A 17,345-nucleotide genomic window follows, 5' to 3' on the forward strand; every position below is an offset into this window, starting at 1 on the left:
CGTTTGACCGCCCTCGTGGGGAACGACCAGATCGCACGCGTCGCCAAAAGGCAGAACGCCCTGACTATAAGGAAGTCGATGTGATGGAGGAAGGGATTGACTTCCTTTACGGTCGTAACCCGGTACTCGAGGCACTGCGAAGTGGTCGTGATATGAATAAAGTATTCATTATGGAAGGTCAGCAAAAGGGACCACTCGCTCAAATCATCGCGATGGCGAACGAAGCATCGGTCCAAGTGTCATTCGTCCCAAAAACGAAACTTGAGAAGATGGCTGGCAGTGAACATCACCAAGGAGTCGTTGCGGCGGTTGCGGCTTATGAATACAAAACAGTCGAAGACATGTTCGCTCTCGCAGCTTCAAAAGAGGAGACACCGCTCTTCATTTTGCTAGATGAGCTCGAAGACCCGCACAATCTCGGTTCGATTCTACGGACCGCCGATGCCGTTGGCGCACATGGGATCATCATTCCGAAGCGTCGCTCGGTCGGTTTGACTCAAACGGTTGCCAAAGCCTCGACCGGGGCCATTGAGCATATTCCGGTGGCGCGTGTGACGAACTTGACACGGACACTTGAAGAGTTGAAGGAAAAAGGATTGTGGGTCGTCGGGACCGATGCGAAAGAAAGTCAGGACTATCGTCGATTGGATGGAAATATGCCACTCGTTGTGGTCATTGGAAGTGAGGGCAAGGGGATGAGCCGACTCGTGCGCGAATCGTGCGACTTCCTTGTTCATTTACCGATGGTCGGTCATGTCACGTCACTCAATGCATCTGTTGCAGCGGCGCTCCTCCTGTATGAGGTGCATCGCTCACGTCATCCATTGGCATGAGTATCCTGAAGCGCGAGCTCCTTCTTGTCGACGGATATAATATCATCGGCGCGTGGCCTCACTTGAGAAGTCTCCGCGACGTAGATTTTGAACAAGCACGGAATCTGTTGATTGAGGCGATGGCAGAATATCAGGCTGTGTCCGGCAAAGAGGTCACCATCGTGTTTGACGCCCACATGCGATATGGTCGTGAATCCAAAGAGAAGCGGAGTCGGGTCGACGTTGTCTATACGAAAGAAAATGAGACAGCGGACGAATGGATTGAGCGGCGTGCCCATGAATTAGTGGATGACCGGCTCATTACATTATTCGTTGCGACGAACGATTTCACGGAGCAGTGGGTCATCTTTGGTCAAGGCGCATTGCGCGTTCCGGCAACCGAACTGTTGAAAGATTGGAAGCATGCGAAAACACTGATTGAGCAACAGCGCGTGTCGCTAGAGAAAGAACAAGCAAATCGGAAGACGATTGATATTCCACCACATATTCAAGCAAAGTTTGAAGAAATGCGACGTCGCAAATCAAAAGGTGATTGAAATCACGGACGAGTTCATGAAATGGACTCGTCTTTGTTTCGATTTTGACATTTTTTTGCAAAGGAATGTTGTATACTATTACATATATGAGTTACACAGTATTCAATTGACGGAATTTTTAGAAATTTGTTTGACGCATAGGAGTAGGGAGCCCTATAATGGGACACAACCTTACATAGTTCAGGATCAATCGCCGGGGGGTAACGAGCATGAACGGATGGCCGTACGAACAGTTTGAAAAAATGTCAGACGAAGAGTTGGTCTTATTGGCGCGCAACGAAGGGGATAGCGACGCGCTCGAGTTTTTGATTGAACGATACCGGTATTTTGTGCGGGCGAAGGCACGTTCATACTTTTTGATTGGTGCAGATCATGAGGACATCGTCCAAGAGGGGATGATCGGCCTTTATAAAGGTGTGCGTGATTATAAAGACGAGCGACTTGCGTCATTCAAAAGCTTTGCCGAGATGTGCATTACCCGCCAGATGATCACGGCAATCAAGACGGCGACACGCCAAAAACATATTCCGCTCAATTCATATGTGTCACTCGATAAACCAATTTTTGATGAAGAGTCTGACCGGACGTTGCTCGATGTCATCTTGCCACCACATCCGACTGACCCACAAGAATTAATCGTGACACAGGAAGAACAGTCGTTCATGGAAGCGAAGATGGATGAGATCTTGAGTGACCTCGAACGGAAAGTCTTGCGTCTTTATTTAGACGGGCGCTCTTATCAAGAGATTTCAGACGACCTCGATCGTCATGTCAAATCGATCGATAATGCGTTACAGCGCGTGAAGAAGAAATTCGAGCGTCATGTCGACGTCCGGATGCTCACGAGCTAACCGATTATTGACCGCGTGCCTCCTATGTGATACTTTAAAAGCAGCGCCTTGTCCGTAGACGCCATTTACAGGAGGCGTTTTTTTTTCGCTCTTTTTTAAGAGAGAGTAGTCGAAAGGGGCGCTTATGAATGGCAAAGAAAGTAAGTCTCGCTTGCTCAGAATGCGGGTCTCGAGAGTACTCGACGACAAAAAAAGACGGCGTGTCGACACGGCTTGAAATGAAGAAGTTTTGTCGCCGCTGTAACGCGCATACGCTGCATCGGGAATCAAAGTAACGTAGATTGGCATTCAATGTAGGAGGAAGCTACCATGAACTTTTTGCGCGACGTATGGAAAGAGTTGAAGAAAACGAGTTGGCCGACTCGTAAAGAACTCACGAAATATACCATTACTGTCATCGCGACTGTTGTCGTGATTGGCCTGTTCGTGTTCGGCGTAGATACTGGCGTCAGTTATCTCGTCAATTTATTGATTAACTAAGGAAGAGGTGAAAGCCGTGGAGAAACAATGGTTTGTTGTCCAGACGTACTCAGGTTTTGAGAATAACGTCAAAGAAAACCTAGAACGTCGAATCGGTTCGATGAACATGGAAGATAAAATTTTCCGCGTCCTCGTCCCGACTGAAACGACGCAAGAAGAAGTCACATTGAAGAGTGGCGAGAAGAAAATCAAAGAACGTGAAGTCAAAAGTTTCCCGGGCTATGTGTTCGTAGAGATGGTCATGACTGACGATTCATGGTATGTTGTCCGCAACACGCCAAACGTCACCGGCTTCCTCGGTTCAACGGGTGGTGGGGCAAAACCGATCCCACTCCAACCGGACGAAGTGACAAACGTCTTGTCACAAATGGGACTCATCGAGAAGAAAGATCGTTACAACTATGAACTCGGTGACCTTGTCCGCGTGAAAGAAGGCGCATTTGAGAACTTTGAAGGAACAATCGACGAGATTGAGGCCGACAAAGAGAAGCTCAAAGTCGTGGTCGACATGTTCGGTCGTGAAACGAAAATTGAACTTGATTTCGAACAAGTTCAGAAAATTAACTAAACCCACTTGCTAATCCGTAAAACGGATGGTACAATCGAAAATGTTTGATGTTGTGCTTTATTTCGGTACAAACTCGACCTAATAGATTGAGTGGGAGGGCGCACAACGTCCAAGAAACCACATTTTAGACTTAAGGAGGTGTGTCTCGTGGCGAAAAAAGTTTCTAAACTCGTTAAACTTCAAATCCCAGCTGGTAAAGCAAACCCAGCTCCACCAGTAGGTCCAGCACTTGGTCAAGCAGGTGTTAACATCATGGGATTCTGTAAAGAGTTCAACGCTCGTACACAAGACCAAGCCGGATTGATTATTCCTGTAGTCATCACGGTATACGAAGATCGTTCGTTTACATTCATTACGAAAACTCCACCAGCTGCAGTTCTCTTGAAGAAAGCTGCTGGTATCGAGAGTGGTTCTGGTGAACCAAACCGTAAGAAAGTAGCAACGGTTAAGCGTGACAAAGTTCGCGAAATCGCTGAACTTAAAATGCCTGACCTTAACGCATCATCTGTAGAAACAGCGATGCTTATGGTTGAAGGTACTGCACGTAGTATGGGTATTGTAATCGAAGACTAATTGCTAGTCTCTGGGGTTGTCGGTGAATACTGCTCACCTTCAATCCCTTCATTATGTGGGAGGAAATTCCGCTAACCACAAGGAGGAAAAGATCATGGGTAAAAAACACCAAGAAGCAGCTAAGCTTGTTGACCGCACGAAGTCATACGACCTCGCTGAAGCTGTCGAGCTCGTTCAAAAAACAGCTACTGCTAAATTCGATGAAACAATCGAAGTTGCTGTCCGTCTCGGCGTAGATCCGAAGAAAGCAGACCAACAAATCCGTGGTGCCGTTGTACTTCCACACGGTACTGGTAAAACACAAAAAGTTCTCGTCTTCGCAAAAGGTGAGAAAGTGAAAGAAGCGGAAGCTGCTGGAGCAGACTACGTTGGCGACGCTGAGTACATCAACAAAATCCAACAAGGATGGTTCGACTTCGATGTAATCGTTGCGACACCTGACATGATGGGTGAGGTTGGTAAACTTGGTCGTGTTCTCGGACCTAAAGGCCTCATGCCTAACCCGAAAACAGGAACAGTTACTTTCGACGTAGAAAAAGCAATCGCGGATATCAAAGCTGGTAAAGTTGAATACCGTGTTGATAAAGCTGGTAACATCCACGTTCCAGTTGGTAAGAAATCATTTGAAGCATCTAAACTCTCTGAGAACATCGAGACAATTCTCGAAACACTCATGAAAGTGAAGCCTGCTACTGCAAAAGGAACTTACCTTAAAAATATCTCGCTTTCATCTACAATGGGTCCTGGGATCCGTGTAGCGACTGCAGATTTCCTTAAGTAATCTTGTTGAAATAAATTGTTGACAACGTGTGACACCGCTGATAAAGTAATACACGTTCAACCGAATATGTTGGATTACCGTAGACAGAAGGTGGACATCGGTCCGTAAACCCTTCCGAGGTGTCTTTGCTCGAACTTGAGCCTGTTGTCACAGGTTTACTTTCAAACAATTACGCCCTCGTATGTCTTCATACGAGGGATTTCTTTTGGAGAGCAGCCTCTCGTCCGGTATAAGAATTGACTAGGAGGTGCAAACACATGGCAAACGAAAAAATCGTAGCTCAGAAATCGGCACTCGTCGATGAAATCGCTGAGAAAATGCAAGCGAGCGTTGGAACAGTTGTTGTTGACTACCGTGGACTTACAGTTGAAGAAGTGACTACACTCCGTAAATCACTCCGTGACGCTGGAATCGAGTTCAAAGTTTACAAGAACGGTCTTCTTCGCCGCGCAGCTACTCAGTCGAACTTCGAAGGTCTTGACGAAGTCTTCACTGGTCCTACAGCAATCGCCTTCTCTAAAGAAGACGTTATTGCTCCAGCGAAGATCTTGAACGACTTCTCGAAAGAGCACAAAGCGCTCGAACTTAAAGGCGGAATCATCGAAGGTAAAGTTTCTTCACTCGAAGAAATCAAAGCCCTTGCAGAACTTCCATCACGCGATGGTCTTCTCTCGATGCTTCTCAGCGTACTTCAAGCTCCAATCCGTGGGCTCGCAGTCGCAACAAATGCAATCGCAGAACAAAAAGAAGAGCAATCAGCTTAATTTTTGTCGCGTAGCGTAACTCAAAAAAACTTTTTCACAACATCAAAGGAGGAAAACCATAATGGCTTTCAACAAAGAGCAATTCATCGAAGACCTCAAATCAATGACGGTTCTCGAACTTAACGAACTCGTAAAAACAATCGAAGAAGAATTCGGCGTATCAGCAGCAGCTCCAGTAGCAGTTGCAGGTGCTGGCGCAGGCGCAGCAGCTGAAGAGAAAACTGAATTCGACGTAATCCTCACAAACGCTGGCGCTGGTAAAATCAACGTCATCAAAGCTGTTCGTGAAATCACAGGTCTCGGTCTTAAAGAAGCAAAAGCACTCGTTGACGGAACTCCAGCTCCAGTCAAAGAAGGCGTTTCTAAAGAAGACGCTGACGCAATCAAAGCTAAGCTTGAAGAAGCTGGCGCATCTGTTGAAGTTAAGTAATTCTACTTCACAACCTATAGAAGCTCGCCATGGCGAGCTTCTTTTATTTCCTTGAAGAATGGGTTAGGAGGTTCAACGCATGGGAGATCATTACTATACGAACGATCCACGTTCGGAAAGTGCCCCGGAGACATGGACGTACGAGTTGCGAGGGAAACAGTATCATTTCACTTCGGACCGCGGTGTGTTCTCGAAAGGGTCGGTCGATTTTGGGTCACGTCTTTTAATTGAAACGTTTGAGATGCCTGATGTGTCGGGACGTATTTTAGATGTAGGCTGCGGCTATGGTCCGATGGGGATCTCGCTTGCCGATGCCTCTGGGCGTGAGGCCTTGCTCATTGATGTGAATGAGCGTGCGCTGGCGCTCTCTGAGCAAAACGCCGCCCGTAATGGAGTGACGGTCGAAACACGGCTTTCTCACGCGTATGACGCGGTGGGGGGAGAACGGTTTGCCGCCATCGTCACCAATCCGCCGATTCGTGCGGGGAAACAAGTCGTCCATACGATCTTGCGTGAAGCACATACGCACCTCGTCGATGGAGGGGCAATCTATGTCGTCATTCAAAAGAAACAAGGAGCACCTTCTGCTAAAAAGTTATTAGAAGAGGTGTTTGGTCAAGTTGAAACGATCGCGAAAGAAAAAGGTTACTTTATTTTCCGAGCAATTCGGTCTTGACAAACGGTGAAGTCTTGTTGACTCGCTATAACGTATATGCTAACATTATAAAATGCCATTGGAATGGAATTCGCTTGAAACTGCCGTGTCTGCCGCTTTTTAGAGACGGAAAACGAGCGACATTCAATGACAATGTTCGATTATTACGCCCGAAAAATTCGCTAAAGAATTGGGGGTCTGAGAGGTGAATCAGTTGACTGGTCAACTTGTTCAGTACGGTCGTCACCGTCAGAGAAGAAGCTTTGCCCGTATCAGTGAGGTATTAGAGCTTCCGAATTTGATTGAAATTCAAACTGCTTCTTATGAGTGGTTCTTGCGTGAAGGATTGAAGGAAATGTTCACAGACATTTCACCGATTTCCGACTTCACAGGAAACCTCGTATTGGAGTTCATCGATTACTCGCTCAGTGAGCCGAAGTATTCTATCGATGAATCGAAGGAGCGCGACGTTACTTATTCTGCGCCACTTCGCGTAAAAGTGCGTCTCCAAAACAAAGAGACAGGTGAGCTCAAAGAACAAGAAGTGTTCATGGGGGATTTCCCGCTCATGACAGAATCGGGAACGTTTATCATCAATGGTGCAGAACGCGTCATCGTTTCCCAGCTTGTCCGTTCACCGAGCGTGTACTATAACGCTAAACTCGATAAAAACGGTAAACGTGGATTTGGCGCAACTGTCATCCCGAACCGTGGTGCTTGGCTCGAACTCGAGACAGATGCCAAAGATATCGTTTATGTTCGTATCGACCGTACCCGTAAAATTCCGGTAACGGTGTTGTTGCGTGCCCTCGGATTCGGTACGGACCAAGAAATTATCGACCTTCTCGGGGATGACGAATACCTTCGTAACACCCTTGAAAAAGATAATACGGAGTCTACAGAGAAAGCGTTGATCGAGATTTATGAGCGTCTCCGCCCTGGTGAACCACCAACGGTAGAAAATGCGAAATCTCTTCTCGTATCACGTTTCTTCGACCCGAAACGTTACGACTTAGCGAACGTCGGTCGCTATAAGATGAACAAAAAACTTCATCTTAAGAACCGTTTGTTCGGTCAAAAATTAGCGGAAACGCTCGTGGACCCGGAAACAGGCGAAGTACTCGCCGAAGCTGGAACAATCCTCGACCGCCGCAACTTAGATCGTATCCTCCCGCACTTGGAGAACGGCCTTGGCTATATCGATGCGGAACCAACTGGTGGTGTCGCTGAAGGTGAGCCATTCGGTCTTCAGTCAATCAAAGTCATCTCACCGGATGACCCAGATGGAGAGCGTATCTTGAACATCATCGGAAATGGCAATATCGATCGCAGCGTAAAACATATTACGCCAGCCGATATTATCGCTTCAATCAACTACTTCTTCAACTTACTTCACGAAGTCGGAACAACAGATGACATCGACCACTTAGGAAACCGTCGTCTTCGTTCAGTCGGAGAACTTCTCCAAAACCAATTCCGGATCGGGCTTTCCCGTATGGAACGTGTCGTAAAAGAACGTATGTCGATTCAAGATCAAAATGCGATCACACCACAGGCGCTCATCAACATCCGCCCGGTTATCGCATCACTTAAAGAGTTCTTCGGTAGCTCGCAATTGTCACAGTTCATGGACCAAACGAACCCGCTCGCAGAGCTCACGCACAAGCGTCGTCTCTCTGCACTTGGACCGGGTGGTTTGACACGTGAGCGTGCTGGTTTCGAAGTTCGAGACGTTCACTATTCGCACTACGGTCGGATGTGTCCAATCGAAACACCAGAGGGGCCGAACATCGGACTCATCAACTCACTCTCGTCTTATGCGAAAGTGAACGAGTACGGTTTCATCGAAGCACCATACCGTCGTGTTGACCCAGAAACAGGTCTTGTCACTGGCGACATTCAATATATGACGGCTGATGAGGAAGACCTCTATGTCGTCGCACAGGCAAACATGCCGCTCACAGAAGATGGCCACTTTGCAGACGAACAAGTTCTTTGCCGTTTCCGCGGACAAAACTTGTCAGTCGAGCCAAGCCGAGTGGACTACATGGACGTTTCGCCGAAACAGGTTGTTTCTGCCGCAACGGCATGTATCCCGTTCCTCGAGAACGATGACTCGAACCGTGCCCTCATGGGAGCGAACATGCAACGTCAAGCAGTACCACTCCTTCAACCGGATTCACCGATTGTCGGTACCGGCATGGAGTACGTATCTGCGAAAGACTCTGGGGCAGCTATTGTTGCGAAATACCCAGGTGTCGTCGAACGCGTCACAGCGCGTGAAATCTTGATCCGTCGCACGTCTGACGTGAACGGTTCTGAGGTTTCAGGTGACCTTGACCGTTACAAACTTCAAAAATATGTCCGTTCGAACCAAGGGACATGCTATAACCAAAAACCAATCATCGCAGCTGGTGACCGTGTCGAAAAAGGAGAAATCCTTGCAGACGGTCCATCGATGGATATGGGTGAGCTCGCGCTCGGCCGTAACGTCGTCGTTGCCTTCATGACATGGGATGGTTACAACTATGAGGATGCGATCATCATGAGTGAGCGTCTCGTGAAAGATGACGTGTACACGTCGATTCATATCGAAGAGTACGAGTCAGAGTCACGCGACACGAAACTCGGACCAGAGGAAATCACACGTGATATTCCAAACGTCGGAGATGACGCACTTCGTAACTTGGACGATCGTGGAATTATCCGCATCGGAGCTGAAGTCAAGGATGGCGATATCCTCGTCGGTAAAGTAACACCTAAGGGCGTTACAGAATTGACGGCGGAAGAGCGTCTCTTGCACGCAATCTTCGGTGAGAAGGCACGTGAAGTACGTGATACGTCACTTCGTGTACCAAACGGTGGAGACGGAATCATCTTGGATGTCAAAGTGTTCGACCGTGAAAACGGTGACGAGTTGTCTCCAGGCGTCAACCAAATGGTACGTGTCTATATCGTTCAAAAACGTAAGATTCACGAAGGGGATAAGATGGCGGGACGTCACGGTAACAAAGGTGTTATCTCGCGAATCCTCCCTGAAGAAGATATGCCATACATGCCAGACGGTACACCGGTTGACATCATGCTCAACCCGCTTGGGGTACCATCTCGTATGAACATCGGTCAGGTACTTGAACTCCACCTTGGTATGGCGGCGAAGAAGCTCGGTATCAAAGTGGCAACACCTGTATTCGATGGAGCGCGTGAGGAAGACGTATGGGCAACGATTGAAGAGGCTGGTATGGATAAAGATGCGAAAACGCGTCTCTATGACGGTCGTACGGGTGAACCGTTCGATAACCGCGTCTCGGTCGGTGTCATGTACATGATCAAACTCGCGCACATGGTTGATGACAAACTTCACGCTCGTTCGACAGGACCATACTCACTCGTTACGCAACAACCGCTCGGTGGTAAAGCACAGTTCGGTGGTCAGCGCTTCGGGGAGATGGAAGTTTGGGCTCTTGAAGCGTACGGTGCAGCCTACACGCTCCAAGAAATCTTGACAATCAAGTCGGATGACACGGTCGGTCGTGTGAAAGCATATGAGGCCATCGTGAAAGGCGAGAGCGTTCCGAAAGCGGGCGTTCCTGAATCATTCCGCGTCTTGATCAAAGAGCTTCAAGCGCTCGGTATGGAAGTCAAGATGATGTCAGCGGATGATGAAGAAGTCGAAATGAAAGATGAAGATGACGACAACATCCCGAACGCAACATCGGCGTTAGAACAAGTCGTTCAACCGACTGTTACGGAAGAGGAATAAGGCGAAAAGGGAGGTCGGCCCCTTGGTAGATGTTAATCGATTTGAATATATGAAAATCGGCTTGGCTTCATCAGAGAAGATCCGTTCGTGGTCTTACGGTGAAGTCAAAAAGCCGGAAACGATCAACTATCGTACACTTAAACCAGAGAAGGACGGATTATTCTGTGAACGAATCTTCGGTCCTACGAAAGACTGGGAATGTTACTGTGGGAAATACAAACGTATCCGTTATAAAGGAGTCATTTGTGACCGCTGTGGCGTTGAAGTGACGAAAGCGAAAGTGCGTCGCGAGCGAATGGGCCATATCGAGCTCGCGGCACCAGTTTCGCACATCTGGTACTTCAAAGGGATTCCAAGCCGCATGGGGCTTGTTCTCGACATGTCACCACGTGCGCTTGAAGAAGTCATTTACTTCGCATCTTACGTGGTCACAGAGCCAGGTGATACTCCGCTTGAGAAGAAACAACTTCTCTCGGAAAAAGAATTCCGTCTCTATCGTGAAAAATACGGTAGCGACTTCAAAGCAGACATGGGTGCTGAAGCCATCCGTACACTTCTTCAAGACGTTAATCTTGAAAAAGAAGTAGGCGAGCTTCGTGAAGAGTTGAAAACAGTCCAAGGTCAACGTCGTACACGTGCGATTAAGCGCTTGGAAGTTCTCGATGCATTCTTCACTTCAGGAAACAATCCAGACTGGATGATCCTTGAAGTACTTCCTGTCATCCCACCAGAGCTTCGCCCGATGGTACAGCTTGATGGTGGACGCTTTGCGACATCTGACTTGAACGATTTGTATCGTCGAGTCATCAACCGGAACAACCGTCTCAAACGTTTGCTCGACCTCGGCGCGCCGAACATCATCGTGCAAAACGAGAAGCGTATGCTTCAAGAAGCGGTTGACGCCCTCATCGACAACGGTCGTCGTGGTCGTCCGGTAACAGGTCCTGGTAACCGTCCGCTTAAATCACTTTCACACATGTTGAAAGGGAAACAAGGTCGTTTCCGTCAAAACCTTCTCGGTAAACGGGTCGACTATTCAGGACGTTCGGTTATCGTCGTAGGTCCGAACTTGAAGATGTATCAGTGTGGTCTTCCAAAAGAGATGGCGCTTGAACTCTTCAAACCGTTCGTGATGAAAGAGCTTGTCGGTCGCGGCATCGCTTCAAACATCAAGAACGCCAAACGCAAAATCGAGAAGATGCAACCTGAAATCTGGGGCGTCCTTGAAGAAGTCATTCGTGAGCATCCGGTCCTCTTGAACCGTGCCCCGACACTTCACCGCCTTGGTATTCAAGCATTCGAACCGATTCTTGTTGAAGGTCGTGCGATTCGCCTTCACCCACTCGTATGTACGGCATACAACGCCGACTTCGATGGTGACCAAATGGCCGTCCACGTTCCGCTCTCTGCAGAAGCACAAGCGGAAGCACGTCTTCTCATGCTCGCTGCGCAGAACATCTTGAACCCGAAAGACGGAAAACCAGTTGTTACACCATCGCAGGATATGGTCCTCGGTAACTACTACATCTCACTCGAACGTGAAGATGCCGTCGGTCAAGGGAAAGTGTTCTCGAACGTCAACGAAGCGTTGATTGCTTACCAAAACGGTTATGTCCACTTGCACTCGCGTGTGGCACTTCCGGCACGTACGCTCAACAACCCGACGTTCACAGACGAACAGAACGAGAAATTGCTCATTACGACAGTTGGTAAGATGATCTTCAACGAAATCTTGCCAAATACGTTCCCATACTTGAACGAGCCGACGATGGAAAACTTACAGGAAGCAACGCCTGATAAGTACTTCATCGACAAAGGGGCGAACGTTGCGGAAGAAATCGCATCACGTCCAATCATCGACCCGTTCAAAAAAGGGTTCCTTGGAAAAGTCATCGCGGAAGTGTTCCAGAAGTTTGAAACGACGGAAACAAGCCGCATGCTTGACCGGATGAAAGATCTTGGCTTCAAGCACTCGACAAAAGCGGGTGTGACGGTTGGGATTGCCGATATCATCGTACTTCCGGATAAACAAGAAATCCTTGATGAAGCACAAAAACAAGTCGACCAAATCATGAAGTCGTTCCGTCGTGGTCTCATCACTGAAGATGAGCGTTACGAGCGCGTTGTCCGTGCTTGGAACGAAGCGAAGGATGAAATTCAATCTCGATTGATGAAATCCCTCAACCGCTTGAACCCGATCTTCATGATGTCTGACTCAGGTGCCCGTGGTAACGCATCGAACTTTACGCAGCTTGCGGGTATGCGTGGTTTGATGGCCGCTCCATCTGGTCGCATCATCGAACTTCCAATCAAATCGTCATTCCGTGAAGGTCTGACGGTTCAAGAGTACTTCATCTCGACTCACGGGGCTCGTAAAGGTCTTGCCGATACAGCCTTGAAGACAGCCGATTCAGGTTACTTGACACGTCGTCTCGTTGACGTAGCACAAGATGTCATCATCCGTGAAGAAGATTGTGGAACAGACCGCGGGATCCGTGTTTCTGCACTCCGCGAAGGTACGGAAGAAATCGAAAGCTTGTACGACCGTCTCGTCGGACGTACATCGTTCGAAACGGTGACACACCCTGAAACGGGCGAAGTGTTGATCGATAAGAACGAATTGATCACAGAAGACATCGCGCGCATCATCGTTGATGCGGGTGTTGAAAAAGTTGAAATCCGTACAGCCTTCACATGTAACACGTCACACGGCGTATGTAAGAAGTGTTACGGACGCAACTTGGCAACTGGATCAAATGTTGAAGTCGGGGAAGCCGTCGGTATCATTGCCGCACAATCAATCGGTGAGCCAGGAACGCAGCTTACAATGCGTACCTTCCACACAGGTGGGGTTGCCGGAGACGATATCACACAAGGTCTTCCACGTATCCAAGAGGTATTCGAAGCCCGTAACCCGAAAGGTCAAGCGGTCATCTCGGAAATCTCTGGTACGGTCATCGACTTCACAGAATCGCGTGACAAGCGTGAACTCACGGTCGAAGGATTCAGTGAGACTCGCTCATACACGATTCCATTCGGAGCGCGTCTCCGCGTTCAAATCGGCGACACAGTAGAAGCCGGTGAAGTCTTCACGGAAGGTTCGATCGATCCGAAAGAATTGCTCGCCGTCCGTGGTGTATCTGGTGTTCAGAACTATCTTCTCCAAGAAGTTCAAAAAGTTTACCGGATGCAAGGGGTAGAAATCGGTGATAAGCACGTTGAGGTCATGGTTCGCCAAATGCTTCGTCGTGTCAAAGTTATCGAATCAGGTGACACACCACTTCTCCCTGGATCACTCGTCGACATCAGCGTCTTCAAAGAAGCGTGTAAAGATGCGATTCGTGATGGAAAACACCCAGCGACTGCGAAACCAGTCCTTCTCGGAATCACGAAAGCTTCACTTGAGACAGATTCGTTCCTCTCAGCGGCTTCGTTCCAAGAAACGACTCGCGTCTTGACAGATGCAGCAATCAAAGGGAAACGTGACTATCTCCTCGGACTCAAAGAGAACGTCATCATCGGTAAACTCGTTCCAGCTGGTACTGGAATGGCCGTCTACCGTGATGTGGAACTCAAAGAAGATGAGGCGCCAGTTGCGCTCGAAGATACAACAGTCGAGTAAAATACGTCTTGACAGCGCAGGTTGGCGGTGCTACTATGATTTAGTGCCGCCAATCGGTTGTTGTCGATGACAACGATGTCCAGCAGTCGGCAAGCTACTTGGACGTCCATCCGAACTTTCTACGGGAAGGTTTGGCTGCTACAATTGCCACTTTCAAGGTATAACTCACGTTTTTGCGAGGTCATGGAATGCCTACGCCTCGTAAAAACGTTTCGTTATGACCTTAAATGAACCACCCGGGTCGGTGGGACTAGAAAATAGCAACATTCAGGAAGGGAGGATCTTCAAAGATGCCTACTATTAACCAGTTAGTCCGTAAAGGACGTAAATCGAAAGTCGTGAAATCTGACTCTCCAGCACTTAACAAAGGTTACAACAGTTTCATCAAGTCACAAACAAACGTGAGCTCACCACAAAAACGTGGTGTTTGTACACGTGTTGGTACAATGACTCCGAAGAAACCGAACTCGGCGCTTCGTAAGTATGCTCGTGTTCGTTTGACTAACCAAATCGAAGTGACTGCGTACATCCCAGGTATTGGCCACAACCTTCAAGAGCACAGCGTTGTTCTTATCCGTGGAGGACGTGTAAAAGACTTACCAGGGGTACGTTACCACATCGTTCGTGGTGCGCTTGACACTGCAGGTGTTGATGGACGTATGCAAGGCCGTTCTAAATACGGTACGAAACGTCCGAAAGCTGCGAAGAAGTAATTCTCGCCAACTAAACTACAATTGAAATTTTGAAAGGAGGGTACTCGGATGCGTAAAAACCGTGCAGAACGTCGTGACGTTATCGCAGATCCGATCTACAACTCGAAATTGGTAACTCGCCTCATTAACCGTGTCATGTTAGACGGTAAAAAAGGTACAGCTCAAACTATCATTTACAACGCATTTGGCATCATCGCTGAACGCTCAGGCAAAGAGCCTATGGAAGTGTTCGAAGAAGCAATGAACAACATCATGCCTGTACTTGAAGTTAAAGCACGCCGTGTAGGTGGAGCTAACTACCAAGTTCCTGTAGAAGTTCGTCCAGAGCGCCGTACAACACTTGGTCTTCGTTACCTCGTGAACTACGCTCGTCTCCGCAACGAAAAAACGATGGAGCAACGTATCGCGAACGAAATCATGGATGCAGCCAACAACACTGGTGCATCTGTTAAGAAACGCGAAGACATGCATAAGATGGCAGAAGCTAACAAAGCGTTTGCTCACTATCGTTGGTAATTTAATCGTAAAGTCCACTCCGCCAAGCATGGCTTAACGGAGTGGCTTTCGGGTATAATCATATCGTGTGCGCGCACACGAAAATCAAACATGCGGAAGGAGAATACCCAGTATGGCAAGAGAATTCTCCCTAAAGAATACTCGTAACATCGGGATCATGGCTCACATCGATGCCGGTAAAACGACAACAACTGAACGTATTCTTTATTACACAGGTCGTATCCATAAAATTGGTGAAACGCACGAAGGTGCTTCACAAATGGACTGGATGGAGCAGGAGCAAGAGCGTGGAATCACGATCACTTCGGCTGCGACAACTGCACAGTGGAATGGCCACCGTGTAAACATCATCGATACACCTGGACACGTAGACTTCACTGTAGAAGTTGAACGTTCACTCCGTGTACTTGATGGTGCGGTTGCTGTACTTGACGCTCAGTCAGGTGTAGAACCACAAACAGAAACTGTATGGCGTCAAGCGACGACATATGGTGTACCACGTGTCGTATTCGTCAACAAGATGGATAAAATCGGCGCAGACTTCTTGTACTCTGTGAAGACGCTCCACGATCGTCTTCAAGCGAACGCTTACGCGATCCAACTCCCAATCGGAGCAGAGGACGATTTCAAAGGGATCATCGATCTCGTTGAAATGAAGACTTACATGTACAACAACGACCTCGGTACTGACATCGAAGTAACAGATGGCTTCCCAGCTGACATGGCTGACCAAGCTGAAGAACTTCGCGGTCAATTGATCGAAGGTGTTGCTGACTTCAACGAAGAGTTGATGATGAAGTACCTTGAAGGTGAAGAGATTTCAATCGATGAATTGAAAGCTGCAATCCGTCAAGCGACACTTAGCGTTGAATTCTACCCTGTACTCGTTGGTTCTGCCTTCAAGAACAAAGGTGTTCAGCTCATGCTTAACGCCGTTGTTGATTACCTCCCATCACCAGTTGATGTAGAGTCAATCAAAGGGATCAACCTCGATACAGAAGAAGAAATCACACGTGAGCCTTCTGACGAAGCTCCATTCTCAGCACTTGCGTTCAAAGTTATGACTGACCCTTACGTCGGTAAATTGACGTTCTTCCGCGTGTACTCTGGTACAGCTGAAGCGGGATCATACGTGAAGAACTCGACTAAAGGGAAGCGTGAGCGTCTCGGTCGTATCCTTCAAATGCACGCAAACAGCCGTGAAGAGATTCCAATGGTATTCGCTGGTGACATCGCCGCTGCTGTTGGTTTCAAAGACACGACTACTGGTGACACGCTTTGCTCTGAGAAAGATAACATCGTTCTCGAGTCAATGACGTTCCCAGAACCAGTTATCTCGGTTGCAATCGAGCCTAAATCGAAAGCAGACCAAGATAAGATGGGTCAAGCTCTTGCGAAACTCGCAGAAGAAGATCCAACATTCCGCACTGAAACAAACCCTGAGACTGGTCAAACGATCATCTCTGGTATGGGTGAGCTTCACCTTGACATCCTCGTTGACCGTATGCGTCGCGAATTCAAAGTAGAAGCTAACGTTGGTGCACCACAAGTTGCTTACCGTGAAACAATCCGTGGCGCTGCGAAGATCGATTCGAAATTCGTTCGTCAGTCTGGTGGACGCGGTCAGTACGGTCACGTTGTCGTAGAATTCGAGCCGAACGAAGAAGGCGCTGGATTCGAGTTCGAGAACAAGATCGTCGGTGGTGTTGTACCACGTGAATACGTCCCTGCTGTTCAAAACGGGATTGAAGAAGCTCTCGAAAACGGTATCCTCGCTGGTTACCCAGTAGTAGACGTTAAAGCTCGTCTCGTATTCGGATCGTACCACGATGTCGACTCGAACGAGATGGCGTTTAAAGTTGCTGCTTCGATGGCGGTTAAACAACTTAAGGACCAAGCGAAAGCTGTCATCCTTGAGCCAATGATGCGTGTTGAAGTTGTTATCCCAGAAGAATACATGGGTGACATCATGGGTGACGTTACGTCACGCCGTGGACGCGTAGAAGGTATGGAAGCTCGCGGTAACGCACAAGTCGTTAAAGCGATGATTCCACTTTCAGAAATGTTCGGTTACGCAACATCACTTCGTTCACGTACACAAGGACGTGGAACGTACTCGATGCACTTCGATCACTACGAAGAAGTACCGAAATCAATCGCTGAAGAAATCGTCAAAAAAGCGAACGGCTAATAACGGTTGTATCGCTAGATTGATTGTTGTAAGCTAAGGAGGACGTATGTTAAAAGTAGCCTACGTCTT

16 protein-coding genes and 1 other annotated feature are annotated in these 17,345 nt (G+C 48.1%); all 16 genes read left to right on the forward strand.

From position 1 onward, the window contains the following. Nucleotides 1-83: 83 nt before the first annotated feature. Nucleotides 84-833, forward strand: coding sequence for a 23S rRNA (guanosine(2251)-2'-O)-methyltransferase RlmB (gene rlmB / locus BBB58_RS02785; RefSeq protein WP_031421850.1), 750 nt, complete (start codon nucleotides 84-86; stop codon nucleotides 831-833). Next, nucleotides 830-1,369: a YacP-like NYN domain-containing protein gene (locus BBB58_RS02790; RefSeq protein WP_012727695.1), complete on the forward strand. Its 540-nt coding sequence runs from the start codon at nucleotides 830-832 to the stop codon at nucleotides 1,367-1,369. Before rlmB ends, BBB58_RS02790 begins: the two co-directional genes overlap by 4 nt. 209 nt (nucleotides 1,370-1,578) lie before the next feature. Further along, nucleotides 1,579-2,220 carry an RNA polymerase sporulation sigma factor SigH gene (gene sigH / locus BBB58_RS02795; RefSeq protein WP_012727694.1) on the forward strand — a complete coding sequence of 214 codons (642 nt, stop codon included), beginning with the start codon at nucleotides 1,579-1,581 and terminating at the stop codon, nucleotides 2,218-2,220. 128 nt (nucleotides 2,221-2,348) lie between these two features. Beyond that, nucleotides 2,349-2,495, forward strand: coding sequence for a 50S ribosomal protein L33 (gene rpmG / locus BBB58_RS02800; RefSeq protein WP_012727693.1), 147 nt, complete (start codon nucleotides 2,349-2,351; stop codon nucleotides 2,493-2,495). A gap of 34 nt (nucleotides 2,496-2,529) precedes the next feature. Next, complete coding sequence (secE, locus tag BBB58_RS02805; protein ID WP_012727692.1) at nucleotides 2,530-2,700, forward strand: preprotein translocase subunit SecE; 171 nt, start codon at nucleotides 2,530-2,532, stop codon at nucleotides 2,698-2,700. A gap of 16 nt (nucleotides 2,701-2,716) precedes the next feature. Further along, nucleotides 2,717-3,268, forward strand: coding sequence for a transcription termination/antitermination protein NusG (gene nusG, locus BBB58_RS02810; protein ID WP_012727691.1), 552 nt, complete (start codon nucleotides 2,717-2,719; stop codon nucleotides 3,266-3,268). A 147-nt stretch (nucleotides 3,269-3,415) separates the two neighbouring features. Next, nucleotides 3,416-3,841, forward strand: a complete 426-nt coding sequence (gene rplK, locus BBB58_RS02815) for a 50S ribosomal protein L11 (RefSeq protein WP_012727690.1) — start codon at nucleotides 3,416-3,418, stop codon at nucleotides 3,839-3,841. Between the two features lie 94 nt (nucleotides 3,842-3,935). Beyond that, on the forward strand, nucleotides 3,936-4,622 hold the full coding sequence (rplA, locus tag BBB58_RS02820) for a 50S ribosomal protein L1 (protein ID WP_012727689.1): 687 nt from the start codon (nucleotides 3,936-3,938) through the stop codon (nucleotides 4,620-4,622). Nucleotides 4,623-4,681: 59 nt separating this feature from the next. Next, nucleotides 4,682-4,835: a sequence feature (ribosomal protein L10 leader region), on the forward strand. Between the two features lie 44 nt (nucleotides 4,836-4,879). After that, a complete protein-coding gene (gene rplJ / locus BBB58_RS02825; RefSeq protein WP_012727688.1) occupies nucleotides 4,880-5,386 on the forward strand; it encodes a 50S ribosomal protein L10 in 507 nt (168 codons plus the stop codon). Between the two features lie 61 nt (nucleotides 5,387-5,447). Continuing rightward, entirely contained in the window at nucleotides 5,448-5,816 is a 369-nt protein-coding gene (gene rplL, locus BBB58_RS02830) for a 50S ribosomal protein L7/L12 (protein WP_012727687.1), read from the forward strand. A gap of 79 nt (nucleotides 5,817-5,895) precedes the next feature. Then, on the forward strand, nucleotides 5,896-6,492 hold the full coding sequence (locus tag BBB58_RS02835; protein WP_012727686.1) for a class I SAM-dependent methyltransferase: 597 nt from the start codon (nucleotides 5,896-5,898) through the stop codon (nucleotides 6,490-6,492). Between the two features lie 193 nt (nucleotides 6,493-6,685). Further along, on the forward strand, nucleotides 6,686-10,234 hold the full coding sequence (gene rpoB, locus BBB58_RS02840; RefSeq protein WP_074037866.1) for a DNA-directed RNA polymerase subunit beta: 3,549 nt from the start codon (nucleotides 6,686-6,688) through the stop codon (nucleotides 10,232-10,234). Nucleotides 10,235-10,256: 22 nt separating this feature from the next. Further along, complete coding sequence (gene rpoC / locus BBB58_RS02845) at nucleotides 10,257-13,856, forward strand: DNA-directed RNA polymerase subunit beta' (RefSeq protein WP_012727684.1); 3,600 nt, start codon at nucleotides 10,257-10,259, stop codon at nucleotides 13,854-13,856. A gap of 290 nt (nucleotides 13,857-14,146) precedes the next feature. Then, on the forward strand, nucleotides 14,147-14,569 hold the full coding sequence (gene rpsL / locus BBB58_RS02850; protein WP_012727683.1) for a 30S ribosomal protein S12: 423 nt from the start codon (nucleotides 14,147-14,149) through the stop codon (nucleotides 14,567-14,569). A 48-nt stretch (nucleotides 14,570-14,617) separates the two neighbouring features. Next, entirely contained in the window at nucleotides 14,618-15,085 is a 468-nt protein-coding gene (gene rpsG / locus BBB58_RS02855) for a 30S ribosomal protein S7 (protein ID WP_012727682.1), read from the forward strand. A 112-nt stretch (nucleotides 15,086-15,197) separates the two neighbouring features. Continuing rightward, nucleotides 15,198-17,276, forward strand: a complete 2,079-nt coding sequence (fusA, locus tag BBB58_RS02860) for an elongation factor G (protein ID WP_012727681.1) — start codon at nucleotides 15,198-15,200, stop codon at nucleotides 17,274-17,276. Nucleotides 17,277-17,345: the final 69 nt, after the last annotated feature.

It is taken from the genome of Exiguobacterium profundum (assembly GCF_001909285.1).
GTDB lineage: Bacteria > Bacillota > Bacilli > Exiguobacteriales > Exiguobacteriaceae > Exiguobacterium > Exiguobacterium profundum.